Source organism: Ornithinibacillus halophilus, from assembly GCF_900129485.1.
Taxonomy (GTDB): Bacteria; Bacillota; Bacilli; order Bacillales; family Amphibacillaceae; genus Ornithinibacillus; species Ornithinibacillus halophilus.
The window spans coordinates 15,042-41,481 of sequence record NZ_FQVW01000028.1; the positions used below are offsets into that span (position 1 = coordinate 15,042).

Annotated in this window: 27 protein-coding genes; 13 read left to right on the top strand and 14 right to left on the bottom strand. The window is 37.5% G+C overall.

Going from position 1 to position 26,440, the window contains the following annotated elements; all coding sequences use genetic code 11:
- Positions 1 to 876, bottom strand: coding sequence for a heme o synthase (gene cyoE, locus BUB12_RS11445; protein ID WP_234982684.1), 876 nt, complete (start codon positions 874 to 876; stop codon positions 1 to 3).
- A gap of 142 nt (positions 877 to 1,018) precedes the next feature.
- On the opposite strand from cyoE, the gene BUB12_RS11450 reads away from it, so the two are divergent.
- Positions 1,019 to 1,459: a YndM family protein gene (locus BUB12_RS11450; protein WP_072891015.1), complete on the top strand. Its 441-nt coding sequence runs from the start codon at positions 1,019 to 1,021 to the stop codon at positions 1,457 to 1,459.
- A 48-nt stretch (positions 1,460 to 1,507) separates the two neighbouring features.
- On the opposite strand, the gene BUB12_RS11455 is transcribed toward BUB12_RS11450, so the two are convergent.
- Complete coding sequence (locus tag BUB12_RS11455; RefSeq protein ID WP_072891016.1) at positions 1,508 to 1,822, bottom strand: hypothetical protein; 315 nt, start codon at positions 1,820 to 1,822, stop codon at positions 1,508 to 1,510.
- 124 nt (positions 1,823 to 1,946) lie between these two features.
- On the opposite strand from BUB12_RS11455, the gene BUB12_RS11460 reads away from it, so the two are divergent.
- Complete coding sequence (locus BUB12_RS11460) at positions 1,947 to 2,825, top strand: superoxide dismutase (protein ID WP_072891018.1); 879 nt, start codon at positions 1,947 to 1,949, stop codon at positions 2,823 to 2,825.
- 13 nt (positions 2,826 to 2,838) lie between these two features.
- Here the strand turns inward: BUB12_RS11460 and BUB12_RS11465 are convergent, their stop codons facing one another.
- Positions 2,839 to 3,228: a hypothetical protein gene (locus BUB12_RS11465; RefSeq protein ID WP_084063316.1), complete on the bottom strand. Its 390-nt coding sequence runs from the start codon at positions 3,226 to 3,228 to the stop codon at positions 2,839 to 2,841.
- Between the two features lie 333 nt (positions 3,229 to 3,561).
- Between BUB12_RS11465 and BUB12_RS11470 the strand changes: the two genes are divergently transcribed.
- Both BUB12_RS11470 and BUB12_RS11475 read left to right on the top strand, forming a co-directional pair.
- The gene (locus tag BUB12_RS11470; RefSeq protein ID WP_143155629.1) at positions 3,562 to 4,896 is read left to right on the top strand and encodes an MBL fold metallo-hydrolase; all 1,335 of its coding nucleotides are present in this window, start codon (positions 3,562 to 3,564) and stop codon (positions 4,894 to 4,896) included.
- Positions 4,897 to 4,908: 12 nt separating this feature from the next.
- Entirely contained in the window at positions 4,909 to 5,172 is a 264-nt protein-coding gene (locus tag BUB12_RS11475) for a DUF3006 domain-containing protein (protein ID WP_072891020.1), read from the top strand.
- A 296-nt stretch (positions 5,173 to 5,468) separates the two neighbouring features.
- On the opposite strand, the gene BUB12_RS11480 is transcribed toward BUB12_RS11475, so the two are convergent.
- Genes BUB12_RS11480 through pxpB form a run of 3 tightly spaced genes read right to left on the bottom strand, consistent with a single transcriptional unit; the run spans position 5,469 to position 7,864 of the window.
- Entirely contained in the window at positions 5,469 to 6,404 is a 936-nt protein-coding gene (locus BUB12_RS11480) for a 5-oxoprolinase subunit C family protein (protein WP_072891022.1), read from the bottom strand.
- A complete protein-coding gene (locus BUB12_RS11485; RefSeq protein WP_072891023.1) occupies positions 6,391 to 7,167 on the bottom strand; it encodes a 5-oxoprolinase subunit PxpA in 777 nt (258 codons plus the stop codon). Before BUB12_RS11485 ends, BUB12_RS11480 begins: the two co-directional genes overlap by 14 nt.
- 1 nt (position 7,168) lies before the next feature.
- Positions 7,169 to 7,864: a 5-oxoprolinase subunit PxpB gene (gene pxpB, locus BUB12_RS11490; RefSeq protein WP_072891067.1), complete on the bottom strand. Its 696-nt coding sequence runs from the start codon at positions 7,862 to 7,864 to the stop codon at positions 7,169 to 7,171.
- Between the two features lie 753 nt (positions 7,865 to 8,617).
- Between pxpB and BUB12_RS11495 the strand changes: the two genes are divergently transcribed.
- From BUB12_RS11495 to BUB12_RS11510, 4 genes are all read left to right on the top strand, one after another.
- Positions 8,618 to 9,160: an SCO family protein gene (locus tag BUB12_RS11495; RefSeq protein WP_234982686.1), complete on the top strand. Its 543-nt coding sequence runs from the start codon at positions 8,618 to 8,620 to the stop codon at positions 9,158 to 9,160.
- A 21-nt stretch (positions 9,161 to 9,181) separates the two neighbouring features.
- On the top strand, positions 9,182 to 9,640 hold the full coding sequence (locus BUB12_RS11500) for a FixH family protein (RefSeq protein WP_072891027.1): 459 nt from the start codon (positions 9,182 to 9,184) through the stop codon (positions 9,638 to 9,640).
- A gap of 149 nt (positions 9,641 to 9,789) precedes the next feature.
- A complete protein-coding gene (locus BUB12_RS11505; protein ID WP_072891029.1) occupies positions 9,790 to 10,569 on the top strand; it encodes a Cof-type HAD-IIB family hydrolase in 780 nt (259 codons plus the stop codon).
- 66 nt (positions 10,570 to 10,635) lie between these two features.
- The gene (locus BUB12_RS11510; protein WP_072891030.1) at positions 10,636 to 11,757 is read left to right on the top strand and encodes an amidohydrolase; all 1,122 of its coding nucleotides are present in this window, start codon (positions 10,636 to 10,638) and stop codon (positions 11,755 to 11,757) included.
- A gap of 891 nt (positions 11,758 to 12,648) precedes the next feature.
- Here BUB12_RS11510 and BUB12_RS11520 read toward each other — a convergent pair.
- Positions 12,649 to 14,514, bottom strand: coding sequence for a DUF2207 domain-containing protein (locus BUB12_RS11520; RefSeq protein WP_072891035.1), 1,866 nt, complete (start codon positions 14,512 to 14,514; stop codon positions 12,649 to 12,651).
- An 84-nt stretch (positions 14,515 to 14,598) separates the two neighbouring features.
- On the opposite strand from BUB12_RS11520, the gene corA reads away from it, so the two are divergent.
- Positions 14,599 to 15,549 carry a magnesium/cobalt transporter CorA gene (gene corA / locus BUB12_RS11525; RefSeq protein ID WP_072891037.1) on the top strand — a complete coding sequence of 317 codons (951 nt, stop codon included), beginning with the start codon at positions 14,599 to 14,601 and terminating at the stop codon, positions 15,547 to 15,549.
- 35 nt (positions 15,550 to 15,584) lie between these two features.
- Here corA and BUB12_RS17715 read toward each other — a convergent pair whose 3' ends face one another.
- The 4 genes from BUB12_RS17715 to BUB12_RS11540 all read right to left on the bottom strand — a co-directional run bounded on the left by BUB12_RS17715 (position 15,585) and on the right by BUB12_RS11540 (position 18,451).
- Positions 15,585 to 15,728 carry a hypothetical protein gene (locus BUB12_RS17715; protein ID WP_159431576.1) on the bottom strand — a complete coding sequence of 48 codons (144 nt, stop codon included), beginning with the start codon at positions 15,726 to 15,728 and terminating at the stop codon, positions 15,585 to 15,587.
- A 164-nt stretch (positions 15,729 to 15,892) separates the two neighbouring features.
- Positions 15,893 to 16,741 (bottom strand): hypothetical protein, encoded by an 849-nt coding sequence (locus BUB12_RS11530; protein ID WP_072891039.1) that lies wholly within the window; start codon positions 16,739 to 16,741, stop codon positions 15,893 to 15,895.
- Positions 16,742 to 16,862: 121 nt separating this feature from the next.
- A complete protein-coding gene (locus BUB12_RS11535; protein WP_072891041.1) occupies positions 16,863 to 17,939 on the bottom strand; it encodes an AbrB family transcriptional regulator in 1,077 nt (358 codons plus the stop codon).
- Positions 17,940 to 17,980: 41 nt separating this feature from the next.
- Entirely contained in the window at positions 17,981 to 18,451 is a 471-nt protein-coding gene (locus BUB12_RS11540; protein ID WP_072891043.1) for a VanZ family protein, read from the bottom strand.
- A gap of 354 nt (positions 18,452 to 18,805) precedes the next feature.
- Here BUB12_RS11540 and BUB12_RS11545 point away from each other — a divergent pair, with 354 nt between their 5' ends.
- Complete coding sequence (locus BUB12_RS11545; RefSeq protein ID WP_072891044.1) at positions 18,806 to 19,786, top strand: proline dehydrogenase family protein; 981 nt, start codon at positions 18,806 to 18,808, stop codon at positions 19,784 to 19,786.
- A gap of 729 nt (positions 19,787 to 20,515) precedes the next feature.
- Here BUB12_RS11545 and BUB12_RS11550 read toward each other — a convergent pair.
- Entirely contained in the window at positions 20,516 to 20,716 is a 201-nt protein-coding gene (locus BUB12_RS11550; protein WP_072891046.1) for a hypothetical protein, read from the bottom strand.
- A 154-nt stretch (positions 20,717 to 20,870) separates the two neighbouring features.
- Between BUB12_RS11550 and BUB12_RS11555 the strand changes: the two genes are divergently transcribed.
- Positions 20,871 to 21,905, top strand: coding sequence for an N-acetylmuramoyl-L-alanine amidase family protein (locus BUB12_RS11555; RefSeq protein WP_072891048.1), 1,035 nt, complete (start codon positions 20,871 to 20,873; stop codon positions 21,903 to 21,905).
- Between the two features lie 68 nt (positions 21,906 to 21,973).
- Here the strand turns inward: BUB12_RS11555 and cbpA are convergent, their stop codons facing one another.
- Both cbpA and BUB12_RS11565 read right to left on the bottom strand, forming a co-directional pair.
- On the bottom strand, positions 21,974 to 22,600 hold the full coding sequence (cbpA, locus tag BUB12_RS11560) for a cyclic di-AMP binding protein CbpA (protein WP_072891051.1): 627 nt from the start codon (positions 22,598 to 22,600) through the stop codon (positions 21,974 to 21,976).
- Positions 22,601 to 22,866: 266 nt separating this feature from the next.
- Entirely contained in the window at positions 22,867 to 23,103 is a 237-nt protein-coding gene (locus BUB12_RS11565; protein ID WP_072891055.1) for a glutaredoxin family protein, read from the bottom strand.
- A 167-nt stretch (positions 23,104 to 23,270) separates the two neighbouring features.
- Between BUB12_RS11565 and BUB12_RS11570 the strand changes: the two genes are divergently transcribed.
- Complete coding sequence (locus BUB12_RS11570; RefSeq protein ID WP_072891057.1) at positions 23,271 to 24,662, top strand: TldD/PmbA family protein; 1,392 nt, start codon at positions 23,271 to 23,273, stop codon at positions 24,660 to 24,662.
- A 3-nt stretch (positions 24,663 to 24,665) separates the two neighbouring features.
- Positions 24,666 to 26,018 carry a TldD/PmbA family protein gene (locus BUB12_RS11575; protein WP_072891059.1) on the top strand — a complete coding sequence of 451 codons (1,353 nt, stop codon included), beginning with the start codon at positions 24,666 to 24,668 and terminating at the stop codon, positions 26,016 to 26,018.
- Positions 26,019 to 26,440 lie beyond the last annotated feature (422 nt).

Sequence of the window (26,440 nt, forward strand, 5' to 3'; positions counted from 1 at the left end):
TTAAATCGTTACAACAATCATCATTAAAAACATCACTGTTAAATAATATACCGAGTATTTGAACATTCCATTTGCCCACTTCAAATTATCCTTAACAAAGAAACCGACGATCGATAATATCAGCCAACCAATATGTATAATGGTGGATAACACAACAAAAAGCATCCCTAACTCTGTTATTAAAAATGGTAACGGGATTAAACAGGCAATCCAAAATGTAGTATGCCATTTCGTAACCGTATATCCCCGAACAACTGGTAACATAGCAACATTTGCTGCTTTATATTCATCATACTTCCGAATAGCAATCGCATATGTATGTGGCATTTGAAAAATAAACAGAATCAACGCAACGACAATTGGTACCATATGCCACGCATCATCAACGACAGCCCAACCAATAAGAGGCGTTACTGCACCAGAGATACTGCCAATAATTGTGTTCATCGTATAACGGCGTTTTGACCACATCGTATAAAAGATCACATAGGTTACCCATCCTACCAATGCATAAATAGCTGACTCAATGGACACGAAGAAAATAAAAATTATCCCGATAATACTGAGAACAATCCCGATAGTTAGTACGCTTGATAAAGACATGTTCCCCGTCACAGTGGGGCGCTTTTGGGTTCGCTTCATAATTCGATCGATATCAACATCATACCAATTATTTAATGTGAGTGCCCCAGCCATAACCAGTGTACTTCCAATTAGGACAAGTAGAAAATTGCCCCAAGATTCACCCAATGTATAATCTGTAAAAGCAATTGCCAACCAAAATCCAGTTATTACAGGAAGTGCATTTGCTATTAATACGCCACCTTTAAAAAGATATTTTAAATCAGTAAGTAGTTGGCCTTTTTGTTCCCCCACTGCAGTCACCTCGTTCTTTCTATTCTTCCTCAATCTTATCACGAATTGTTTAGGTATTCTATTAACTCTATTGTCATCGTACTAATATTTCCCATATAGCACATAATAGTACTAATTTCACTTCTAGAAAGGATGAATAAAAATGGCACATCTAAAAACACTTGGAATTAAACTAATCATTAATATTATCGTTGTGTTTTCGATTTTCGGTATATTTAACAATTCTTCATTAAATAATTTATTTTGGATAAGTCTGGTCGTAACCTTAGCTGCTTATTTAATTGGAGATTTATTTATTTTACCAAGGTTCGGGAACTTAGCTGCGACAATAGCTGATTTTCCATTGGCATTTTTAGCGTTATGGTTACTAGCCAATATGTGGATTAGTGCACCATTACCAATTGTATTGGCATCTCTATTTGCAGCATTCTTTATTACATTTACTGAGCCATTTCTTCACATGTATATAAAGAATCAAACTGAGGACAAGGAAGAAACTCCAAGAAGAGTAGCTTCTCACCAGTTACAAACAGAGTTTGCCGAAGAAACAGATGCACAGGACATTAAAAGAAGAGATAAGTAATGCAAAAGGCTGTCCCACTCATCTCCTAGCTGGGACAGCCTTCACTTTTTAATTATCTTTATGTCGTTCACTATGAATAATTTCTTCTAGGTGGGTTTCTGACCGTGTGTGATCATGAGCGTCACAATAATAAACCGTCGTTTTTATTCTATGAGAAATTTGACATGTACGTTTCTGACGGATAAAATTTTTCCAATAGGTATATTCATGTGTCCCTACATCAATTTCTTCATAATCCGTACTATACACCTGCCAGTTATGTTTATTAGCTTGTGATTCATCGTTCACTTCTTCTGCAAAGCTACTTCCCAAAGGTAAAAATACTACAAGAATAAGCAACACACTCGTCCATTTTCTAAGCAACTTCATCATCCTTTGCTTCTAGTCTAGGTAGCTTCCCATTAGTTTATCCCAATTGTTGGAAAGTATACTACCCTTACAAGCACTCGGAAACATCACTAGGCATATGCTAATCCGGGGTGATGAAATGGAAAATACGAATCAAAACTATTTAGAAAGTCTTATCGAATGGGGCGAGAGAATTAAAGATATTTTAAAAGAGAAAAATATCCCAGAAGAAGAATTACAGGATTGGACCATACAAATTGAAGACTGGCAGAAAACCGTACAATTACAGATGCACGAAGAAAGAGCGAATTCACAAGATATAGCTAATATCAAAGAGGAAGGAAAACGTATTTTAGATTCTATAAAAGGACAAAAAGGCACTCCAATCAATGACAGTCATATCTCCTACGGAAAACATAAATTACCTGAATTACCGTATGCATATGATGCTTTGGAACCTTTTATTAGTGAGGATATTATGCGCCTTCATCATGATGAACATCATAAATCATATGTAGATGGATTAAACAAGGCTGAAGATGCATTGTATTCCACAAAAAAGGATAGGGAACCCATTAAACATTGGCTTAGAGAACAAGCATTTCATGGGTCTGGACACTATTTGCATACGATTTTTTGGAATAATGTGTCTCCTAATTCCAGTAAAAACCCTACAGGTGAGTTTTTGATGCAACTTGATCAAGATTTTGGGTCATTTAAGAATTTCAAAACTCTCTTTACAGAAACCGCGGCTTCAGTAGAAGGTGTCGGATGGGCCGTATTGGTTTGGGAACCTAGAAGTGGACGATTGGCAATTCAATCGTTTGAAAAACACCAAATGTTTCATATAGCTGATACCATTCCATTGCTTGTTTTAGACATGTGGGAGCATGCATATTATTTACAATATCAAACGGACAAAAGAAGTTATATTCAGAACTGGTGGAATGTCGTTAACTGGGATGATGTTTCTAAGCGATATACGGAGGCAAGAAAACTTAAATGGAAGTTATCTTAGAGTGTAAGCCAGGTTATTTTAATGACCTGGTTTTCTTTTCCCTTAGTTGCTCTAATAGTGCTTTACTTTTATTCATTTGTTCATGTTTATAATTTTGATCGTGATAAATATATAACACTTCCCCCTCCCTGTTTAAAACTAAATGAAAGCCACTTTGAACCGTACTTCCAAATGGCAAAGCATACTTAGGTACGATAATCTCCTCCCCAGTAGATTCGATCAATAGTACAGCATAATAATTGTTTTCCAGCCTGTCGAATATTCCTTTCACACTCCGATAATAACTTTGATCATTTTCATTAATGATTGGAGTACTCGTAAGATTAAGTTTCATTGCATAGCTTGATTGATTAAACACTAACAACAATAAAATAATCCCAATAATTTTTACTAAGTGACTCATCATATCCTCCTTTTTTATTCATTATCTCAATTCCTATCATTTTACGCACATAGCTAAAATTGAAAAATAGAGGGGAAAAACATGCTGAAAATACAATTTTGTGCTAGAGAAAATTGCATTTTACGATACCTTTTCATGGTCAAAATAAAATTTTAGCCAATTTTGAGGAATTTTCCTATCTTACCATCCATTCATCTAGATTTTCGTCTTTGCATTTGATACGCTAAGAATTAGAAAAGCTAGAGAGCGCCCCTTTTCGACGTAAGGACTGCACTGAGGCGCTCGGATTTAGGCATCTATGGATGTAAAAATACTTCAAAAGGGGGAAGCCCATTGTTTAAAAAACTCATCTTGGCCATGATTCTTTCAACATTATTAGTGGCCTGTGGACAAGACACAGATGATTCTACGAACGAAAATGATGAGTTAGTAGAAGAATCTCAGGAAACTGAACAGAACAAAGAGAAAGATAATAACTCTGAAGAAGAAGAGGAGCAGCCTGATAGCAATAATAATGATGCTGACAATCAGGACTCCAACAACTCTCAAACAACAGAGGAAGAAGAAACAGAAGAAAACGAAGAAAAAGCGAAGACAACCAACGTTTCCTCTGATTTAAACGTACATTTTATGGATGTTGGACAATCAGATGCTACCCTTTTCCAATACAGTGATAACAATAAAACCTATAATATCCTGTTTGATACTGGGGACTGGAGAAGAAATGATGTGGTCAATTACTTGTCTTCACAAGGAATATCATCCCTTGATCTAGTAGTAGCAAGTCATCCAGATGCTGACCATATCGGGCAATTGGCAGAAATTATGAATAAGTTTGACGTTGATGAAGTTTGGATGTCAGGTAATGAAAGTTCTTCCAAAACATTCCAACGTGCAATTGAGGCTGTTATTTCTAGTGATTCAGGATACCATGAACCACGTGCTGGAGAGGTATTTGCGATAGGACCAATGGAAATTGACGTTCTTTATCCAAATCGAATTACTGGAGCTTCCAATGAAGAATCTGTCTCCCTTTTATTCACCTATGGGAAAGTGAGATTTTTATTAACTGGAGATGCAGACCAAGGTGCTGAAGCATCTATGATGGCTAGTGGTAATGTTGATGCTGACATATTACAACTCGGACACCACGGATCGAATACTTCTAGTTCTGCATCGTTTATCAAAGCAGTTAGTCCAGAAGTAGCGATTTATAGTGCTGGTGCTGGCAATAGTTATGGCCACCCACACGCAGAAGTAGTTAATCGAGTTAAAAATGCTGGTGTTGACCTATATGGTACAGATGTTCACGGAACTGTGATTGTTACAACTGACGGGAAAAATTATTCCGTCAAAACGAACAAGGATGGAACAGTAAGTCCAAAAAGTACTGGCTCCACCAATAGTGGTAAATCAACAAATAATAATTCAAGCAAAGAAACTGAAAAAAATGATTCGAGTAATGATAATGCTACGAATGCATGTGTAGATATTAATTCAGCTTCTGTGGAAGAAGTACAAAAGATTAAACACATTGGACCTGAGCGTGCTCAAGATTTAATTGATTCAAGACCATATTCTTCTGTTGATCAATTAACCAAAATTAAAGGTATTGGTCCTGCAAGAATTGACGATATTAAAAGTCAAGGCCTTGCATGTGTGAAATAAGGAGGAAGAATCATGAGAGGAATACTTGATCGCTTCGAAGACCAAGATAAAGCGGTTATTTTGATTGAAGACGAAAAGGAAGAAGTAATTATTCCAGCATCTGATTTACCAGAAGGAAGTAAGGTAAATACCTACTTTAAGATGGAAAAACAAGATGGAACATACCGAATCATCTCAATTGATGAATCAGCAACCGAGGAAGAAGCGCAGAAAACTTCTGACTTAATGGCAAAATTACGCGCTAAAAAAGGAAACGGAAGTAAATTTAAAAAATAGTTTTGGAAAGAGACAAAACTAACATTAAGCGTCTAAAGAATAACAATGGCGGGGAGTTTATTTATGTATTTCGCTCCCCGACCGTTGAAATTCGCTCGCAACTAGGCCGCATTCGCTCCTCACCCGTTAAATTTTGCTCGCTCCCAGGGTGAATTCGCTCCACAGCCGTTAAATTTTGCTCGCTCACAGGGTGAATTCGCTCCCCAGCCGTTAAAATTCGCTCGCCACGCTGTAGAAAATGCTCCATAGAAGGGGTAATTTAATATCCCACAATTTGAGCCCTGCTCCTTATACCCTCATCCATTTATCCCTATTCTTCGTACGAACTTTTCATGTTCCACGTATTTTTTATGTGCTTCTTTAATTGTAATTGGTCTGAATTTTATTTTCCCACCTGGGGGAAGTTGAGCGACCTTTGGTATATCGGTTGAAATAACCGTCGCAATTCGTGTATAGCCACCAGTTGTTTGTCGGTCAGCCATTAAAATTATTGGCTGACCATTCGATGGAACTTGAATACCTCCTAGTGGCACAGCACTGGACCATATATCTGCTCCATTCTGGTGACGAATTGGGGCACCCTGTAGTCTATACCCCATGCGATCAGATTGTGAGGCAACGACATAGGTCTGTTTGGAAAACGTCTCTAATGATTCTTTCGTAAACTGATTGGAATGTGGATCTTGTATATAATTAACTTCAGCTTCTCTTTCATAATTTGGAATCATCGATTGTTTTAGCCCAATGTCTCGGTTATTAGTCGAGGGCCAACCTAATAAAATAGATCCCTTTTCCACTTTTTGTCCTAATTTAGCTCGTAAATAGGTCGACTTGCTCCCGAGTACAACTGGAATATCAAAGCCCCCTTTTACAGCTAGATATGTACGAACACCATTTTTAGGTATTCCAAATGAAAGAAGGTCTCCCTCCTTCATTCGAAAAGTCTTCCAATTTGTTATCGACTGACCATTTATTGTTGGTGATAAATCAGCACCACAAATTGCAATCGTTATTGGACTAACTGCTTCTAGTTCCGGCCCAATCATCGTGATTTCCATTGCTGCTTCATCTTGTTTATTTCCAACTAAAAGGTTTGCTACACGTAGTGAAAAAGTATCCATTGCACCAGAAGTAACGACTCCGAATTGTTGAAACCCATGGCGACCTAAATCTTGAAAGGTTGTTTGAAACCCAGGCTTTTTCACATAAAAAATCGGCTTACTTTTCGTCATTTGTATCACCAATGCGTTTCAACTGAATTCCAGCTTGCTCTAATTCTACTTTCAATCGTGATGCAAACTGTATGGCATGTTCCCCATCTCCATGAACACAGATCGTATCGGCTTGAACAGGAACTTTTGTCCCATCTGTTGCTGTCACTGTCCCTTCTGTTATCATTTGTAACACTTGTTTAACAGCCTCAGCGTCATTAGAGATGACAGCATTAGTAGAAGTCCGTGGGGTCAGTGTTCCGTCAGATTGATAGGTTCGGTCAGCAAAAACTTCTGAAGCCGTTTTTAACCCTGCTTTTTTCCCCATCGTTAATAATTTGCTGCCTGCTAATCCATATAAAATTAGATTTTTATCAATATCATAGATTGCTGTTGCAATTGCATGTGCAATCTCGGTATCTTTTGCTGCTAGATTATAAAGGGCTCCATGTGGTTTTACGTGCTGCATAGAAACTCCATTGATTAAACAAAAAGATTGCAATGCTCCGATTTGATAGGCAACCATTCGATAGATTTCTTCACTTTCCATATGGATCATTCGTCTACCAAAGCCCATTAAATCGGGAAAACCAGGATGAGCACCGATTCCAACATTTTTTTCTTTTGCTAACTTTACGGTTTGATCCATCACATTCGCATCTCCTGCATGAAAGCCACAAGCAATATTCGCCGATGAAATCATGTTTATGATCGCTTCATCAGAGGTTATTTTATATGCACCGTACCCTTCCCCAATATCACTGTTTAGATCCACGTATTTCACGTCATCTCACTTCCTTTCTAATGGTGTAACGATTTTCTTGTATATCTCTTTCAATTTGTTGATATTCATCTTCAGTAATTCGTTTAAAACGAATATAATCCCCTGCTTTAAATAGAAATGGGTTACTTATCTTCGGATTAAATAATCGTAATGGGGTTCTGCCGATAATATTCCAGCCGCCTGGGGATTCAAGTGGATATATTCCAGTTTGTGATCCAGCAATGCCCACTGAACCTGCTGGAACTTTCGAACGGGGACTTTCCAGCCTTGGTGTTGCTAGTCTTTCTGGCAACCCTCCAACATAAGGAAATCCTGGTAAAAAACCAATCATGTATACAAGGTATTCTGGTTTTGAATGCATTTCAATGACTTTTTCAATTGGTAGGTTACTAGATTGAGCAACCCTCTCCATATCGATTCCATATTCATTACCATAAAGTACTGGCACTTCAATCAAGTAAGACTCGGTGTTCGTTCTTCCTGTAGTTTTTGATAGATGGTGGATATGTTCTGATACTTGCTCGTAGGATAGTTTATCTGGTTGATAATAAATTGTTACGGTATCAAAAGAGGGAACCCATTCCACAATGCCTGGTAGTGTTTGATTTTGCAGGGATAGACATAGGGAACGAATTTGCTGATTTAAAGTTGGGGTGACGTTGTCATTGAATTTTACAAGAATTGCTTTATCCCCCATTGGATAACATTGTAAGGAAACCACCTATATCATCTCCCCTTGATTTTATTTTGTATGATTTTTTTAAGATTGTTGATATTCATATCTTTCCTAGAGACGGGACTTTTTTATAGTGATTCTCGCTATAATAAATGGCTTTTGTGTAGTACACCAGCGTAGGAAATACACGTAGACTCCTGTGGGAGAATAGGCATCGGTGAGACCCATGATGCTCTTGCGTCTACAAGTAACTCTACGAAGCTGGCTTCCTCAGCGCAAGGGTGCAAGGAAGATTAATCACGTAGTCCCCTGGCTCACCAGCCGCCCACGGCAAAGAAGACACTGTGAAAGCGACCGTAGGAAGCTTGAACAGATGTCGCACTTGTGCTGGAAGTGAAAGCGAAGTGTATTTCCGTAGCGATAGTAATGCTCCAGAACAAAAAGCTTAATTATATCACTGAGTATTCTCATAATAAAAGTATATCATTTTGAGGGATGAAAATCTTTAGTTATAAATTCGGAAACGATTTGATCGTGGTGATTTTAAAGGTAAAATATATTTCTATCTTTACTGGTTTTAAATTGGAAAATATTAGCCAAATATCTGTAACATATCGTTCACACATCTTCCATTGCTTTTCAGCTTTACTTTGATAAGCTTAAAGTAATTAAATTTCATTGAAACAATGTAAATAAAGCAGATGACAGTAGAAAGGACGAACAAATATGAAGCTCAAGTATTTCCTTTATCCCCTGGTTCTAATACTGTTACTTTTGTCAGCATGTAATGAGTACAGCAGTATTGAAACAAATTTATCAGAAGAAATTTTACCATTTGAATTTACAACACAAGATAACGAAACACTGAGTAATGAGGATTTAGAGGGGAAATGGTGGATTGCTGATATGGTGTTCACCAATTGTACAACGATATGCCTTCCAATGACGACAAATATGAGTACACTGCAGGACTTACTTGAAGAAGAAGGATTAAATGATGAGGTAGATCTCGTATCGTTTAGTGTCGATCCTGATTACGATACTCCTGAAGTATTAAAAGAATATGCTCTAGGATATGATGCCAACCTAGAAAATTGGACCTTCCTAACAGGATATGACTTTGAAACAATCAAGAAAATATCTGTTAAAAGCTTTAAATCATTACTTGGAGAAGACCCTACTGACGATACCCAATTCATTCATGGTACAGGATTCTTCCTAGTGGATCCAGAAGGAAAGGTTATAAAAAAATATAATGGCACTTTATCAACTGAAATGGAATTAATTGTTAACGATTTAGAAAAATTACTTAAATAAAACCGACGAGGAGTGAAAGTCATGAAAAAGAGATCCTGGTTACTTATTCTAGGTGTTGTATTTCTAGCAATTCTTACAGCGTGTAATGATGAATCAGCTGAAGAAAACGAAAACTCAGATGAACTGCTTATGTTAGAGGTAGAGTTAAATGTTGCTGAAACAGTAGATGTAGGTGAAACGGTTGATTTATCAGCTACAGTAACATATGGCGATGAAGCAGTAGCTGATGCAGATGAAGTGGAATATGAAGTGTGGGAGAAAGGCTTAAAAGATGAAAGCTACCGATTGGAAGCAACGAACAACGAAGATGGAACCTATACAGCAGAAACTACTTTTGATAAAGACGGCATCTACCATGTTCAAGTGCATGTGACTGCCAAAGACTTGCATACAATGCCCCAAAAAGAAGTTACTGTCGGTGAAGGTGGAGACTACTCTGATTTGGAAGAAGAAAATGACGATAGCCATGGTGATCATTAAAAAAGCGCTCAATTTGGGCGTTTTTTTTTATGAAAACATAACTTTAAGCGTTTGTGCAAAACTATCGTACATGAAGCAATTTAATTTGACATGGAAAGCCTTTCATCATCTAGAATGGATATAGTACATAGAAAAAGGAGTATGCTTTTATGACAGACAGTAAATTAATATTTTTTGATATAGATGGAACCTTGTTAGATGACAACAAGGATTTACCACAATCAACGTATGATTCGATTCAAAAGTTAAAAGAACAAGGACATACCGTAGCAATAGCAACAGGACGTGGACCATTTATGTTTCAATCTCTCAGAAAAGAACTAGGTATCTCTACCTTTGTAAGTTTTAATGGTCAATATGTTGTTGTTAATGATGAAGTGGTACACGAAAACGCTTTGAATTTTGCTTCATTAGAAAGATTAACAGAGACAGCTTTACAAAATAACCATCCACTTGTCTTCATGGACCCAAGCAATATGGTTGCCAATGTTCCTGAGCATCCATTTATAACAGAAAGTATTGGATCAATGAAACTAGGTATTAGCCCTAGCCATGACCCAGAATATTACAAAGGCCGTAAACTCTATCAAGCTCTTCTTTTCTGTGAAGAAGGAGAAGAAGCTATTTACGAAGAAACATATAAGGACTTTGACTTTGTACGTTGGCATCAATACTCTACAGATATTTTACCTACAGGTGGTTCAAAGGCAACTGGAATCCAAATTGTAGCCAATAAACTTGGAATCTCTGCTGATAATATTTATGCTTTCGGTGACGGATTAAATGACATTGAAATGCTTTCTACCGTTAAAAATAGTGTTGCAATGGGAAATGGTAAAGATGAGGTAAAAGCAGTCGCCAAACATGTTACTAAGTCTGTTAATGAGAATGGAATTAAACATGGGTTGGAGCAAGTAGGCTTATTATAGGAGTGCATTTTAACAATTCTTCCTATGCTATAATGGAAACAAACTTGTTAGTAGGAGGTTGTTTTTATGTTAGCGCTAGTCAACGGAACAATTTTAGACGGAACTGGAAAAACGATAGAAGATAAAGCTATTTTAGTTAAGGACGGCAAGATTGAGTCAATCATCGCAGTCCAAGATGTTCCATCTGATTATGAAGCACTTGATGTAAACGGAAAGGTAATAACCCCAGGTTTAATTGACGTACATACACATCTTGGGGTTTCTGAAGTTGGAGTGGGCTCTGAAGGCAGTGACTTCAATGAAACAAGTAGTCCTGTCACCCCAGAAGTACGTGCTATTGATGGGATTAACCCTATGGAAGAGGGCTTTGCCGATGCCCGAAAATCTGGTATTACAACTGTACAAGTCATGCCTGGTAGTGCCAATGTCATTGGTGGGGAGATGGTAGTTTTAAAGACTGTTGGAAACATTGTGGATGAAATGGTCATCAAATCCCCTTCCGGAATGAAAGGTGCTTTAGGCGAAAATCCAAAACGTGTCTATGGTAGCAAAGGGAAAATGCCTGTAACGCGAATGGGAGTAGCTGCAAAACTACGTGAGGCACTTATTGAAGCACAAAACTATTTAAATGGAGATCAGAAAGATAGAAAACTAGGATTAGAGAATCTTTCTAAGGTATTAAAGAAAGAAATTCCACTCCGAGTCCATGCTCACCGGGCAGACGACATTTTAACATTACTTCGGATCCAACGTGAATTTGATATTGATATCACAATTGAACATTGCACTGAGGGACATTTAATCGCGGATTATATCGCAAAGCATGATGTACGTGTGTCTCTGGGACCAACTATGTCAACTAGATCAAAAGTAGAATTAAAAGACAAAGGCTGGCACACAGTAAAAACACTAATGGATGCTGGCATCTCTTGCTCGATCACAACGGATCACCCAGTTGTAAGTATTGAATACTTATTAAATAGTGCAATTCATGCCATTAAAGCCGGAATCACGGAACAGCAAGCATTAAAGGCAATTACATTAGACGCTGCCAAACACTTAGGCGTAGAGGATCGTGTTGGCTCTATCGAACAAGGAAAAGATGCAGACCTTGTAATTTGGAGTGGTAACCCGTTTGATTTAACAAATGAAATAGAAAAAGTTTATATAAATGGTGAGTTAGTTTAATAGATTGTTAGGGGGATGGCGGTTTTTACGCTTGGATTAGTAAGTTCTGCGTTGGGGGTGGGAGCGAATTCACCCTGGGGGGGAGCGAGTTCACCCTGGGGTGGAGCGAGTTTCACGGGGGGCGAGCGAGTCCCTCCTACATTGGAGCAAATTTCACCCGGGGGCGAGCGAGTTCCACTCTGTGGGGATCGAATTCACCCTGGGGTGGAGCGAATTTCTCCGGGGGGCGAGCGAGTTTCATCCTGTGGGGAGCGAATTCACCCTGGGGTGGAGCGAATTTCACCCTGTGGGGAGCGAATTTCACCCGAGGGCGAGCGAGTCCCTCCTACATTGGAGCAAATTTCACCCGGGGGCGAGCGAGTTCCACTCTGTGGGGAGCGAATTCACCCTGGGGTGGAGCGAATTTCTCCGGGGGGCGAGCGAATTTCACCTGAGGGCGAGCGAGTCCCTCCTACATTGGAGCGAATTTCACCCGGGGGCGAGCGAGTTTTCACTCTGTGGGGAGCGAATTCACCCTGGGGTGGAGCGAATTTCACCCGAGGGCGAGCGAGTTCCACTCTGTGGGGAGCGAATTTCTCCGGGGGCGAGCGAGTTTCACCCTGTGGGGAGCGAATTTCACCTGGGCCGAGCGAGTTTCACCCTGTGGGGAGCGAATTTCACCCGGGGCGAGCGAGTTTCACCCTGTGGGGAGCGAATTTCACCCGGGGCGAGCGAGTTCTACCCATTACGGAGCAAGTTTCACCCGGGGGCGAGCGAGTTCCACTCTGTGGGGAGCGAATTTCTCCGGGGCGAGCGAATAACACCTACCTTGGAGCGAATTTCACCCGAACCCCACTCCCCACCATAAAAAAATCGGTGCCTGTTCCATATCACGGCACCGATTTTTCTTATTTAAAATGCTCCTGCTCCTCCGCCTCCAGTTGGTGAAGTTGTGTTTGAGTTTGTTCCTCCTGATGTACCTGTATAAATAGCAATATTATGACTTGCAAATGTGGTAATAGCTATATCAGGATTATAGAGTAATGGGAATGCAGGTGTTATATTTTCTGCAAAGTCTACCTTTCTACATAGCTTTGCATATTGTTTTCCTTTTCCAAGTACCACAGCATATTCAAGCCGTTTCTCCATTTTGATAGGGTCAGCTTCAACTGGGTACTGCTCTTTATGGAACAAAGCTTTTGCCCGTTTAATTGCATATTTTAATTGTTGAATCTCTTCATTCGAATAAGAGTAGGCTGGTGTTGCGATTAATACAGTAAATACTAGTAAATAAAATAGAATTACAAAAATTGTTGCACTCGTAAATGTAAATCCGATCGTGTGAACAATTAATGCGATTGGGAAATAAAAGACACTTACCCACTTCCATTTACTAAATAAAACACTAATAATAGCTAGTGCTCCAACTACAATCGGAATCACTAATTGCTCTGTTTCAGAGATAGGATAAAATGTTGTTGAAAAATAGATCAATCCAAATGAAACAAAGGTAAACAAAATCGTTAACCAAGGATAAGGTTTGAATGGAGTCCTTACTTTATAATAGGCATCTCTGGCTAATACAAACTCTGACCATACCTTAAAATGGTTTTGGAATTTTTCTGCTTTTTTCTGTTTCTCCTTATCCGATGCTTTTTCACCAGCAGTAAGAGACTCTAGTAAGAAGTATTCGCCTTGCTTATCCTTTTCAGTAAAGAGCCATGAGTATAAGTAACTATCTGCCATATCTAAGTCATGACCGGAGGAATCCTTCCAAGTGAATCGGATTGTTTGGTCTCCTTCTTTTCTTTCTGATGCCACTTCCTCTAATGTCACAATCCCACGCTGTTTTAAAGAAAATAAAGCAGCAAGAAAACTATCATTTGTTAAAAATCCTTTTGAATCTAAGAAATATGCATCTAGGAATTTCACGAATAAAGGATCTGTATCCTCGACAAGCCGAAGCAATGTATCATCACTTTTATTTCCACGATAACGGGCTGGATGCTTCATGTACAACCAAATCCCGATCAATATTGTTAGCACAATTAAACCAATTAGGATTGGGTTAAGACTGCTTATATTTTTATCTAAGTTAGCTACTCTTAATTCATATTCTGCTTCCGACGCCAAGATAGAGTCTAACATTTCTTTATCTTTCGTTAAGCTTACGGTGTCACTTAGTTGATTCGCTGGGAAAACTACTCGAATATACGAATCTTTCCCTTTCTTCAACAGGGGATTAGAATAATGAAACTGGTTGTTGGAGATTTGCCAACTACCAACCCCATCTTCATGGAGAAAGAAATTTGTATCCTCCGTAATTGTTTTAGCCGGTGTTTGAATCCAAATATCAACATTATTTAAGTCCGTTTCCGATGATGAATCAAAGAAGGCATATGTCATATCTGCTACATCTACGTATTTTTCAATCGAACCATGGACTTCATATTGGTATCTCACTGTTTTCGTTTCATTTTCCGAGGCAGAATAGATTTTAAAGAAATCATCATCTTTTTCTACTTCAAGCTGTTTAGGGGCATTCCCAATTAAAAAGGCTTCAAAGTTTCGCACATCTGACTCAATTTGTCGAGTCATCCCCTCAAAACTATCGTTAAATGTATACGTAAAAAACTCTTCAACATGCATGACGCCATTTTCATCAATTTCAGCATATATCTCAACTTTATCAATCGTAAGTTCTTCATCCGCATGAATGGTCAATGGGAAAAAGAATAAGATTGGAATCATTAGCAAGATAATACATATCTTTTTCATAAGTCGCCCTCCTTCATTCCATACTATACGTACGAAATAGTATTGTAAAAAGTTTCATCAGGCTTAGTAAAAAGGAGAAGTGGCATGATACAAATCATTGCAATTACTTCGGATAACAAACGGAAAACGATGAAATCCATTGATGAGGTACTAGATGGAGATTATCAGTGGTGGTGGATCGATTTTAATAACCCGACAGATGAAGAAGTAAAACAATTGGATACGAAACTTCACTTTCACCAATTAGCAATTGAGGATTGCATACTGGGGCAACAACGGCCAAAAATGGATTATTATGATGATTTTTCTCTCATTGTTACGCACACAATTGGACCTGTGTCATTTGACCAACATGAAATAAATGTTTTTATAGGCGATCAATTTATTGTGACTTTTCATAAAGATGATGTTCCCGAAGTTAATCAAGTATGGAACATGGCAATTAAGCAAGAGGATATGAAGGATTGGGATATTTACCGAATTTTTTATGAAATATTAGACAAGGTCGTCGATCACTATTTCCCAATCATCTACCAGTTGGAGGATTCTATAAATTTAGTTGAGGATAATCCTGAGGAATTGTCCATGAATGTGTTATTGGAACAATTATTTGAGTTGAGACATGAATTGTTAAAATTAAGGCATGCCATCAATCCAATCAGAGACTTGGTTTATCGAATCTTAAATTCTTCTCATCTACAAGGAATAGAAGACAGACGAGAATATTTTGCTGACATTTATGACCATTTATTAAAACTATCGGAAATGGTGGATTCCAACCGTGAAATCACAAATGATATTAGAGATAACTTTATTTCGCTAAACTCTTACCAGCAAAATAAAGTGATTCAGGTTTTAACGGTAATCACGTCTATTTTTGCACCACTTACGTTTATCGCTGGGATTTATGGAATGAATTTTGTAAATATGCCAGAACTCGAGTGGCATTATGGCTATTATATTATTCTTGCTCTCATGTTTGTACTTAGCCTAGCCATGATCATGTGGTTTATAAAAAGAGGATGGTTTGGGTGAAGGGAAGAAATAAACTTCTTCCCTCATTTTTTATGTTATATCCCATTCAACAACAAGAATATAGCTACCACTAATACCCCAATTCCAATAATAAATGTAATGGCCTTTTTCACTAATTTAAATCCAATGACAATAATAAATAATGCAAGCACCACTAGAAGTATGGCTAATAAATCCATAATTCCCCCTCCAATCAATATCTACTACTTTATCTTATGCAACTCCCATTTATAAGATTATCATAGATTATGAAAATTCCAATAACCTTTTTTAAAAAAATAGTAGCTAGACAACCTAAAAAAGATGAACAACACTAAGTGCCATTCATCTTTACTATCAACGATTATTGTACCATTGGTTGAATCGGTTCATCATGGTGATTCTCTATTTTTCCTCTATATTCACTTATATGATATTCAACATCGTCAATCTCATCACTTTGGACTTCCTCTTCTCCCTCTTCCCAATCAATGGTTACCTGTAAGCTATCTTTCATATTCATCAACTTCATGACTACCTTCATCATTTGACTGAACTCCATATTTGTTTCCATACTGCTTTGTAGTTTAGTCATCATCGGGATCGACATGGAACTTTGTATTGTATCGGCTATATTTTCCACAGATTTCATACTGTGGTCAGTCAGATTCCGAGAGTTCTTCAATTTTTCAATATTCGATTGGAGGGATGGGTCGTCTATCTCTTCAACAATAGATGATATTTTTTCCATATCTATTTTTAAGAAGTAGTCTAATGGAACATCTAGCTCTTCCCCTGCTTGCTTTAACGATGCTTCCACACTTGTATCGCTATCGTCACCAGAGGATGCAAAAACAGGAGCCACCTCATTCTTTATAGGTTTTATCTCAACCACTTCTTCATTTGCATTGATAGAAAGTAATGCTTTAAAGTTTGAAAACTCACTAAAGGTTTGTTCAGGATCTTCTGCAAGTAATAATACATGTAAAAAATCAACATTTTTACTGTTTTTACCTAAATCAAATGGTTCTTTAGGTATAAGCTTTACTTCATTTAAACTATGTTTCAATTTATCCGATACATCATTAATAAAATTTCCGATGTTATTATTATCGTCAGTCGCCTGTTCCTCACCAGTTTGTGCGAATGTCCAACCTAGCGCAAAAAACAACGCCAAAGTGACAACGACATTTAAGAACTTTAACAATTTCATAATACGCCCTCCAGTTAAATCAACCTAGTAGGCATTATTTCCAAAAAAATGGTTGTATAACCTGGTAAACCAATAAAAAATCCCCTATTCGCAGCGTTTTCCACGATTAGAGTATTTGGTTTCATGATATTTCATCTAACTTCAAATTAGCTGGTGGTTTTCTTCGGAAGAACCACCCTAACACTGGGGGTACAAATAAGACAATAATTAAGATTCGCATTAGCTGCAAGGCACTAACAATAGCTGGGTCACCACCAATTTCTGTTGCCGTAATTACCATTTCAAAGAGCCCACCTGGAGCAATGCTTAAAATGGAAGTGGTAACAGATAGTGGCGAAAAATAAGCGAGTAACAGTCCAAGCCCTGCACTCGTTAATATTATCAGAAGGGAAAGACCTAAATAGTAAAACGATAACTTTCCACCGAGCTTCAAATCACGGAATAGTATTTTTTTACCTAAACTAGCCCCAACTGCAATTTGACCTAAGATAATTAATTGCTGTGGTAGTGTTGGCAACTGAATCCCACTTACATTCATAATTGCAGTAATTCCTAATGCACCAATAATAATCCCAGCAGGAAGTTTATCTTTAATTAATAATGCAATAATTGCTGGAATGAAAAACCACATATACTCTAAAATACTTGTTGTTTGAGAGTTCGTGGCTACTGCTTCAACAAGTTCTGTTTCATTTCCAGCAAAAATCAATGTCATTGCAGCTGGAATCGTAAATAAAACGGTTAATAGACGAATTGTCTGGAAAATAACAACTAGTGAAGATTTTGCTGAAAGGGATTCACTTGCCAGTGCCATTTCTGAAAGCCCACCTGGGATACAGGAAAACACACTTGTGACAGGGTCTATTTTAATCCATTTGGTTACCATGAACCCTAATACAACACTTACAACAATTAGAACAATGGTTAACAACAAGTACGGTATTAGGTACGGTAAAATTGTTTGGAAGGTCTCTGCTGTAAAGTATAGTCCAAACGAAATACCTAGAATGGCGAATCCTCCGTTTTTTATTGCTTCTGGCACAACCATTTTCCTTTTGAAAAAGCCTTGCCATAAAGACACAGCTATAAGTGACCCCAACACCCATGGTAATGGCAGCTGAATAAAATAAAATAGCATGCCTCCTAGAAATGCAATTATGATCGTTTCAACGATGGAAAATACTTGTTTTTTTTTCATAAATTTCTCCTTTTGTTTCTCCCAAAAAAGTGAATCACTCATTATCGTGATTCACTAACGTTTTGCTTTTTTCGATTAATGATAGCTATCATTAACATATAAAGCACGATTCCTACAAATGCCCCTGCACTATCAATCCCAACATCTTTCAACTGTGGGCCACGTCCAGGTATAAAGGATTGATGATATTCATCGGATGCAGCGTATAGAACTGCCAAACAAAAGGCCCAAATAATTCCTTTCCACCCTTTTATTCCACTACTTCTTAATGCATGAAGCAGTAAAACTCCTAGTACAAAATAAGCGAAGAAATGTGCATTTTTCCTAATAAAATGATGGAATTGTTCTACATCAAAAGTTGCACTTGGTACTACTTGTTCAATTGTTTGGAGGACGATTTGCATGACACCATTGCTAAGTTCACTTGATGCTGAACCAGGTTGATGGGATAAGTAAAAAATGACACTCATCCATAATATTACGAAAGACCATGCTACATATTTGTATTTCATCGCGTATAAATTCCTTTTCTTTATATTAATCTATAATAATACGAACATAATTGTATCATATTGTATGGTTGTAAGGGAGTACTACTCACCTTTCTATTTTTTATAAAGACTGAATACTTTTTCAAAAAAGTAACAAGAATTATACAAAAAATGCTATAATACTTTATATAGAGACAATTAATTACTAGATATGCTATAATTATGGAGTTGGGATGTAGTGATTAAGACCTAAACATTCTATGAATCTACGTCTTTAGATTAGATGTACTTAATTATGAAAACGGTCACATATGCTACTTTACCGATATATTGCATTCTAGATCACTTTTTATACGACATGGGGAGGTATACAATATGGGATTGGCAAAAGATTTTTTCATTTATTTATCACAGAACAAAGTACTGAACAGTGGAGCGAAGCGTTACGGATTAAAACTAGGCGCAAAATCTGTTGTTGCCGGTACTAATGTTGAAGAAATGATTGAAAGTGTAAAAGCACTTAACATTCAAGGCATCTCCTGCACCATTGATAATTTAGGAGAGTTTGTTTATGAAAGAGAAGAAGCAACAAAAGCGAAGGAACAAATTTTGAATGTCATCGAAGCGATTCATGAACATCAAGTCGATGCACATATATCCTTGAAGCCAACTCAGTTGGGTCTTGATATTGACTACGATTTTTGCTTTAAAAATTTAAAAGATATTGTTGAAGCAGCAAATCGTTATAACATTTTTGTAAATGTTGATATGGAAGACTATGGCCACTTGCAGCCATCGTTCGATTTAATCGACGAGCTTTCCAAATCGTATAACAATATCGGTACGGTAATTCAAGCATACTTCTTCCGTGCTGAAGAAGACATTGAGAAATATAAAAATTACCGTTTACGCCTTGTAAAAGGGGCTTATAAAGAATCTAGTGAAGTAGCTTACCAAGATAAGCAGTTAATTGATCAGAACTTTGTCCGTTTAATTGAATATCATTTATTACATGGTAAGTTTACATCGATTGCAACTCACGACCACAACATTATTAATCATGTAAAACAATTTGTGAAAGACAATAATATTCCATTAGATAAATTTGAATTTCAAATGTTATATGGATTCCGTAAAGATATGCAGGTTCAGCTTGCTAAGGAAGGATTTAACTTCTGTACGTATGTGCCATTCGGGGATGATTGGTACGGTTATTTCATGCGTCGTCTAGCTGAGCGTCCAGCCAACTTGCAACTAGTTGGAAAACAAGTTTTCAATAAGAAAACAAATACGGTGTTAGCAGTTGGGGCAGGAGCTTTCGTACTCGGCCGCCTATCTAAACGTAAAAAAGACTAGTTAAATATGTTAATAATGGTAAGTTTTCTGAGGATTGGTTACTTTTATAGTTAATTGAAAAGTCAAATTTAGAGCTTAGTTGATTTCCACTGCTGGCATTCGCTTTCCGCGGGCACGGCCTCAGCCAGGCGGCTACTTGAATAAACTTCTTTGCTGCCTTGTACCGAGGAATTGACTTCTTAGAATTTCTAGTAGACGCAGGTACATCTCTCGGGTCTTCGGACACGTGCTGTTCCCGCAGGATAAGGAAAGCTACTTTTGCGAAACATCGCACGCAGAAAATGCAAATGGAAATGCATTTTCAAGGAGTCGAATGCCATCCGCTCCAATCAACAATCTATATTGCAATATTTTAAATTAATATTTATGCCAAATCTAGCGAAGGAAATACATGAAGACTCCTGCGGGAGCAAAGGCATAGGTGAGACCCCTTGATGCGCTTGCGTCTACAAGTAATGCTACGTAGTGGGCTTCCTCAGCGCAAGGGTGCTAGGAAGCCTAACCAAGTAGTTCCCTGGCTCACCAGCCGCCCGCGGCAAAGAAGACACTGTGAAAGCGACCGTAGGAAGCTTGAACAGATGTCGCCCTTGTGCTGGAAGTGAAAGCGAAGTGTATTTTCCGTAGCGGTCGAATTCACGCCAAAGATCTGCTCTATTGCAAAAATCCGAACAAATTCTAAATTGTTCGGATTTTGATGTATCTAGTATATTTTCGCCCCTGACGCCATTTTTATTTCTTCAAAAATAGCTTTCGTGTAATTATGTAGATTGGTACAAAGATTACTAGAAATAGACCTAGATCTTTTAATAACATTATTAAATCAAATCCATCACGAAACAGATTATAATCAAAATCATATAGAGCTGTTATGCCTGAATGTATAGTAATTGTCACGATCAGGATAACAATGTTTAATAAAATATTTTTCATCTCAACCACCTCTTTTAGTGAATCCATTATATAAGATATTAATCTTAAGGTACAAGTAAATCATTAAAAATATTCGTATAATTAGGTATACTCTCTATTTTTTCTGGAAATGATAGTTTACTAGAATACAAAATTTCTAGAAGGGATATGAGAAATGATGAGAAAGAACATGAAAAATATAATGATTACAGGGATCGTTTTATTAATATGTACATTTGCATCTAGTCTTACAGCAAGTGCAGATAGTAATGGCTCTTTATTTGAAGTAGATGCTTCCTTATTGAATATGCGCTCAGGCCCTACGCATGAAGCACCAATTGTAGGACAATTAGAAGATGGAGACCAGTTACGAACATTTGAAGAACAAAATGGATGGGTAAAAACATTCTTTGCAGGTGAGCCAGTCTGGGTGAACTCCGAATATTTAAAGCTTATCAAAGAGGATCACAATAAAGAAGATGAAAATATAGAAGATAGTAATTCAATAAGTAAAACAGTAGAAGAACAAGTTGAGAAAGAAAACGACGTTATTTTTTCATCAAGTGAACCTATTTTTATAGATTTACCGAAAGACTACGAGTTTTTCTTAGAATCTAGGGAAGTTAAAATTTCTGAACACGCAGTAACGGTAACGAAAGAAATTCTAGAAGACTATCATATCGTATTAGATGCTGGACATGGTGGCCATGATTCTGGTGGGACAAATAATGGATTAAAAGAAAAAGACTTAACAATAAAAACTGCATCCGTAATTGGAGAAATGCTTGAAGAAAAAGGAGCAAAAGTTAGTTACACAAGAGAAGAGTCTGATAAAGAATTTATATCTTTACAAGAACGCGTAAAAATGAGTAATAAGCTAGATGCAGATGCGTTTATCAGCTTACACTATGATTGGTTTGACGATCCAAATGCAAATGGGATTGGTACGTATTTTTATCATAACAACAACAAAAGTCTGGATTTAGCAAAATCCGTTCATTCTTCATTAATTCACCATGTGGATATGAAGGACAGAGGTGTGCGCAATGTGCCATATTATGTACTTCGCAACAATCAGGAACCAGCTATTTTACTAGAATTAGGATTTATTTCTAATCCTAATAATTTTGAAGTGATTCAAAAAGACGAATATAGGGAGAAAGTAGCAGAGGCAATCACGAACGGCTTGATTGAGTATTTTAGCAAGTAATTAAACACTTTAAAAGAAGACTTTCCAAAATGAAGACACCCGAGAAAAATTCTCGGGTGTTTTACATATTAATTCAATACTTCTATATCGGTAACCGTAAAGTTATGTTTTTCTAAATCCTTTTGGACCTTAGTCGCCAACTCTTCATTGACTTCTTTCGGCAAGACAACACAAACTCTACGCACAAAATTCAAGTTATTTTTTAATGAAATGACACTTTGTACATTACAATGCTTGTTCACTACTTTTAACATTTTTGCTAAAGCACCAGCATACTCAATCGTTCCAACTGTTAAGCAATAGCTTCCTTCATTCACGCCCCACGCATCCTCCAACAATTGAAGGACATTTCCGTTAGTCAAAATTCCAAGGAACTCTTTCTCTTCATTAACAACTGCTAAATACGGAAGTCTTTTAATGGAAGAAAATACTTTAAAGAATGGATCATTTTCTCTTACAAACCCATCTTTGTCTTCAATTAATGAAGAAAGTGGACCAGTCAAGGAATGGTCAATCTCATACTCCAGTAAATCTACTTTGTAAATATTCCCAACAAAGGTAGTTTCCGATTCATCAAGTACAGGGATACACCGGTAACCAGATTTATCTAGCACCTCTAACACATGTTCAATACTGTCATCCTGTTTAACATGGACAACATCTTTCTTATTTACATAATCATTTTTTACTAACATGTTAATCCCCCTAACGGTTTATAGGCTTACCTTTATTTTCCTACACATTGAGTTATTTAGCAAGCAATACCTGAAGGAATCAACCTTGAACTACCTTATTAATTCCGAAACCAATATATAGACAAATGCTCCTGCCATTGCGATATGTCCGATGCAAATGTTAGGGAACCATTTTTTAATGAACGATTGTTCAGATTTGCCTTTAGAATTTGGAGTACTGTTACAAGTAGTACATGATAGAAGATTTTTTACACGTTTCTCCATCATTATGCACCCAATATTTCTTGAACAGCATCTGGATCAAACCCAAGGACCCATTTTCCATTGATTTGTGTTTGCGGAACCCCTGTGTGGCCAGTTTTAGCCACTAAACGACGTGCTTCCTCTTGATTTTCTTGTACATTAATCGTTTGAAATGGAATGTTTTGCTCTGTTAAGTAATTTTTCATCATTGTGCAATAAGGACAAGTTGACGTTACATAGACTTTTGCTTCATTCTTCATAGCTTGTTCCCCCCTTTATTAATACATTTATCATATACCCCACACAGTATAAAAGTCAACTTTTCTAGTCTAATTTAAGACATTTATTCTGCTTTCATTTATAGAATCGTTAGAGTATAATGATTTTATAGTTTTTTATCAATTTATAGAAAATAGGGGGAATTTGTATGCTAAATAAGTCGCTAATTGAAGATGTATTATCAGCGGCATTAACGACTGGTGGAGATTTTTCTGAAGTATTTGTTGAAGATCGTTACACCAATAATATGAAACTCCAAGGTGGACGACTTGAGACAAATTTATCTGGTCGTGACTTTGGTGTTGGCATACGTGTCTTTAAAGGACTACAAAGTGTTTATGCATTTACGAATGATTTTTCGCAGGAAGGTCTTATTCAAGCTGCCAAAACAGCAGCTCAAGCAATACAAGGCGCACCAACAGATAAGACAATCGTACTTCCAATGGAAAAACAAACTCTACAAACTTTGCATCCCATTGAATTGTTACCTAACAGTGTAGAAAAAACTCGTAAACTAGCAGTTATGCGAAAGGCAAACGAAATTGTGACGAATTATGACCCTTCGATTGCACAAGGGATTATCTCTGTAGTAGATGAGGAACAAAACATTCTTGTTGCTAACTCAGAAGGTACCTTTGCTGAGGATAAACGAGTGAGAAGCCGTATGTCGATTGTGGCTGTTGCGAGTGATGGGAGCGATATGCAAACGGGTCATTATGGTCCAGGTGCTCATCAAGGGTTTGAATTTATTGAAAACCTTGACCTCAATCATTATGCAAAAGAGGCAGCAAGAATTGCAGTTACTATGTTAAATGCTGACCCTGCACCAAGTGGGAAGTTTCCAGTCATCATCGATAATGAGTTCGGTGGGGTTATTTTCCATGAAGCTTGTGGTCATGGACTTGAAGCATCTTCAGTTGCGAAAAACAACTCTGTTTTTGCCAATAGAGTAGGAGAAAAAGTAGCTTCTGACTTAGTTACCTATATTGATGACGGTACACTACCAAACGAGTGGGGTTCATTAAACATTGACGATGAAGGGGAAAAAACGCGTAAAAACACCCTCATTGAAAATGGAATTTTAAAAGGATATATGATTGATAAATTTAATGCACGACGAATGAATGCGGAATCCACAGGTTCTGGTCGTAGAGAATCATACAAATTTGCTCCTACTTCACGAATGACAAATACATATATTGCTCCTGGAAAATCAACACCAGAAGAGATTATCGCAAATACGGAACATGGTATTTACGCCAAGTATATGGGTGGTGGCTCTGTTAACACAGCAACTGGTGATTACAACTTTGCAATTAATGAGGCCTATCTAGTGAAAAATGGAAAAATTGATAAGCCATTACGTGGGGCAACTTTAGTTGGAAATGGCGCAAAAACGATTCAGAAGATTGATATGGTCGGCAATAATCTTGGACATGGTGCTGGTATGTGCGGTGCATCAAGTGGAAGTTTGCCAGTTAATGTCGGGCAACCAATGGTACGTGTTAGTGAAATTACAGTCGGTGGAACGGAGGCGTAGAGAATGGAATTAACAAATTTTCGTGATCAATTGTTTGCTAAAGGGGAAAAATTAGGTATCACAGATTTAGAAGTATATTACGAAAAGCAAGATAGTTTTTCATGTAAAGTTTTTAAAGGGGAAGTAGACGGCTATGAATCTTCTTCAGTCCGTGGTGTATCCGTACGCGGTGTCTACCAGGATAAGATGGGTTATGCGTACACTGAAAAATTAGATGAAGAATCTGTATCCTTTTTATTAAATAGTGTTCAAGAAAATGCAGCATTAATGGAAGAGGAACCAGAAGAGTTATTTGAAGGAAACGTTGATTACCAAGACTATGATTTCTTCTCCCCTGCTCTAACGGACGTTTCGGCTGAAGAAAAGTTAGCCTTAGTAAAAGAAATTGAAGCAAAAATTCTAGCTTATGATGAACGTGTTGTACAGGTTGGTTATGCTGCACTTAGTGACCAATCCATCGAAAAAGCCATCTTCAATAATAAAGGGCTTGCGTTACAAGATAAAAATAATTTCTTATATGTGATTTTTTCAGTCACTGTAAAGGAAGGCGAGGAAATTAAATCAGGTTTTTCATTTAAGCTAACAAAGGATTTTGCTACTTTAAATGCAGATGAAATTGCTAAAGAAGCTGTTGAAAAATCGTTGAGTCAACTTGGAGGAAAAGAATATCCAAATAAGAAATACCCTGTCATCTTCCAAAACTTTGCAGCATCCTCCCTTGTTGCAACATTTGTCTCGTCATTCTCAGCAGAATATGTTCAAAAAGGGCAATCGCAATTGAAAGGAAAATTGGGTGAAAAAATAGCATCTGATCATGTTACATTATCCGATAATCCATTTTTACCCGAAGGCACACAAAGTGGAACATTCGACTCGGAAGGTGTACCGACGAGAGAAGTAACTGTTGTCGAAAACGGCGAATTAAAAACGTACTTCCATAATTTAAAAACTGCGAAAAAAGATGGCGTAGAATCAACAGGACATGGTTATAAATCGTCCTATAAAGGAACTATTGAAGTTACTCCATCTAACTTCTATGTTGTCCCGACGGAAAATAAATACGAAGATTTATATTCAGGGTTGGAAGAAGGAATTATCATTACTGACTTACAAGGTCTACATTCTGGGGCTAATCCAATCTCAGGTGACTTCAGCCTTGCAGCAAATGGTTTCTACGTTAAAGATGGAAAAATTGCCGGCCCTACCAACCTAATGACAATTGCAGGAAACTTCTTTGATGTATTAAAAGACGTTGAACAAGTAGCCGACGATTTAGAATTCTCACCTGGTGGAGGAGTTGGCTTTATCGGCTCACCATCCATAAAAGTCAAAAGTCTATCCGTAACCGTGGATTAAGAAATTAAAATTATACGGAGATGACAGTAAGAGTCTCCATGTTGAACAAAGCCAGCGTAGGAAATACACGTAGACTCCGGCGGGAGCAGAGGCATAGGTGAGACCCCATGATGCGCTTGCGTCTACAAGTAATGCTACGCAGTGGGCTTCCTCAGCGCAAGGGTGCTAGGAAGCCTAACCAAGTAGTTCCCTGGCTCACCAGCCGCCCGCGGAAAGCGAAGTGTATTTCTGGAGCGAAGGTAAAGCAACTTTCTCGAAGATAATTACATCAAAAAACCCAAACAAATACGTTTGGGTTTTTTATGTATTTTTCTCTTGCCTTACCTATACTTCTTACACATACTCTAAAACTCTATGATTTGATTTCACAATTTGATAGTCATTCGTTAAACTACTTACCACTAATGATTCCGTTTGATAAT

Bases quoted from the DNA above. Each gene is read 5' to 3' on its own strand.
- BUB12_RS11570 (WP_072891057.1), top strand. From the start codon at position 23,271: ATGCTAAATAAGTCGCTAATTGAAGATGTATTATCAGCGGCATTAACG.
- BUB12_RS11500 (WP_072891027.1), top strand. From the start codon at position 9,182: ATGAAAAAGAGATCCTGGTTACTTATTCTAGGTGTTGTATTTCTAGCA.
- BUB12_RS17715 (WP_159431576.1), bottom strand. From the start codon at position 15,728: ATGGATTTATTAGCCATACTTCTAGTGGTGCTTGCATTATTTATTATT.
- BUB12_RS11510 (WP_072891030.1), top strand. From the start codon at position 10,636: ATGTTAGCGCTAGTCAACGGAACAATTTTAGACGGAACTGGAAAAACG.
- BUB12_RS11475 (WP_072891020.1), top strand. From the start codon at position 4,909: ATGAGAGGAATACTTGATCGCTTCGAAGACCAAGATAAAGCGGTTATT.
- BUB12_RS11555 (WP_072891048.1), top strand. From the start codon at position 20,871: ATGATGAGAAAGAACATGAAAAATATAATGATTACAGGGATCGTTTTA.
- BUB12_RS11480 (WP_072891022.1), bottom strand. From the start codon at position 6,404: ATGACGAAAAGTAAGCCGATTTTTTATGTGAAAAAGCCTGGGTTTCAA.
- BUB12_RS11540 (WP_072891043.1), bottom strand. From the start codon at position 18,451: ATGAAATACAAATATGTAGCATGGTCTTTCGTAATATTATGGATGAGT.
- BUB12_RS11530 (WP_072891039.1), bottom strand. From the start codon at position 16,741: ATGAAATTGTTAAAGTTCTTAAATGTCGTTGTCACTTTGGCGTTGTTT.
- BUB12_RS11460 (WP_072891018.1), top strand. From the start codon at position 1,947: ATGGAAAATACGAATCAAAACTATTTAGAAAGTCTTATCGAATGGGGC.
- BUB12_RS11450 (WP_072891015.1), top strand. From the start codon at position 1,019: ATGGCACATCTAAAAACACTTGGAATTAAACTAATCATTAATATTATC.
- BUB12_RS11520 (WP_072891035.1), bottom strand. From the start codon at position 14,514: ATGAAAAAGATATGTATTATCTTGCTAATGATTCCAATCTTATTCTTT.
- pxpB (WP_072891067.1), bottom strand. From the start codon at position 7,864: ATGGGGGATAAAGCAATTCTTGTAAAATTCAATGACAACGTCACCCCA.
- BUB12_RS11545 (WP_072891044.1), top strand. From the start codon at position 18,806: ATGGGATTGGCAAAAGATTTTTTCATTTATTTATCACAGAACAAAGTA.
- BUB12_RS11505 (WP_072891029.1), top strand. From the start codon at position 9,790: ATGACAGACAGTAAATTAATATTTTTTGATATAGATGGAACCTTGTTA.
- BUB12_RS11565 (WP_072891055.1), bottom strand. From the start codon at position 23,103: ATGAAGAATGAAGCAAAAGTCTATGTAACGTCAACTTGTCCTTATTGC.
- corA (WP_072891037.1), top strand. From the start codon at position 14,599: ATGATACAAATCATTGCAATTACTTCGGATAACAAACGGAAAACGATG.
- BUB12_RS11550 (WP_072891046.1), bottom strand. From the start codon at position 20,716: ATGAAAAATATTTTATTAAACATTGTTATCCTGATCGTGACAATTACT.
- BUB12_RS11465 (WP_084063316.1), bottom strand. From the start codon at position 3,228: ATGAGTCACTTAGTAAAAATTATTGGGATTATTTTATTGTTGTTAGTG.
- cbpA (WP_072891051.1), bottom strand. From the start codon at position 22,600: ATGTTAGTAAAAAATGATTATGTAAATAAGAAAGATGTTGTCCATGTT.
- BUB12_RS11575 (WP_072891059.1), top strand. From the start codon at position 24,666: ATGGAATTAACAAATTTTCGTGATCAATTGTTTGCTAAAGGGGAAAAA.
- BUB12_RS11535 (WP_072891041.1), bottom strand. From the start codon at position 17,939: ATGAAAAAAAAACAAGTATTTTCCATCGTTGAAACGATCATAATTGCA.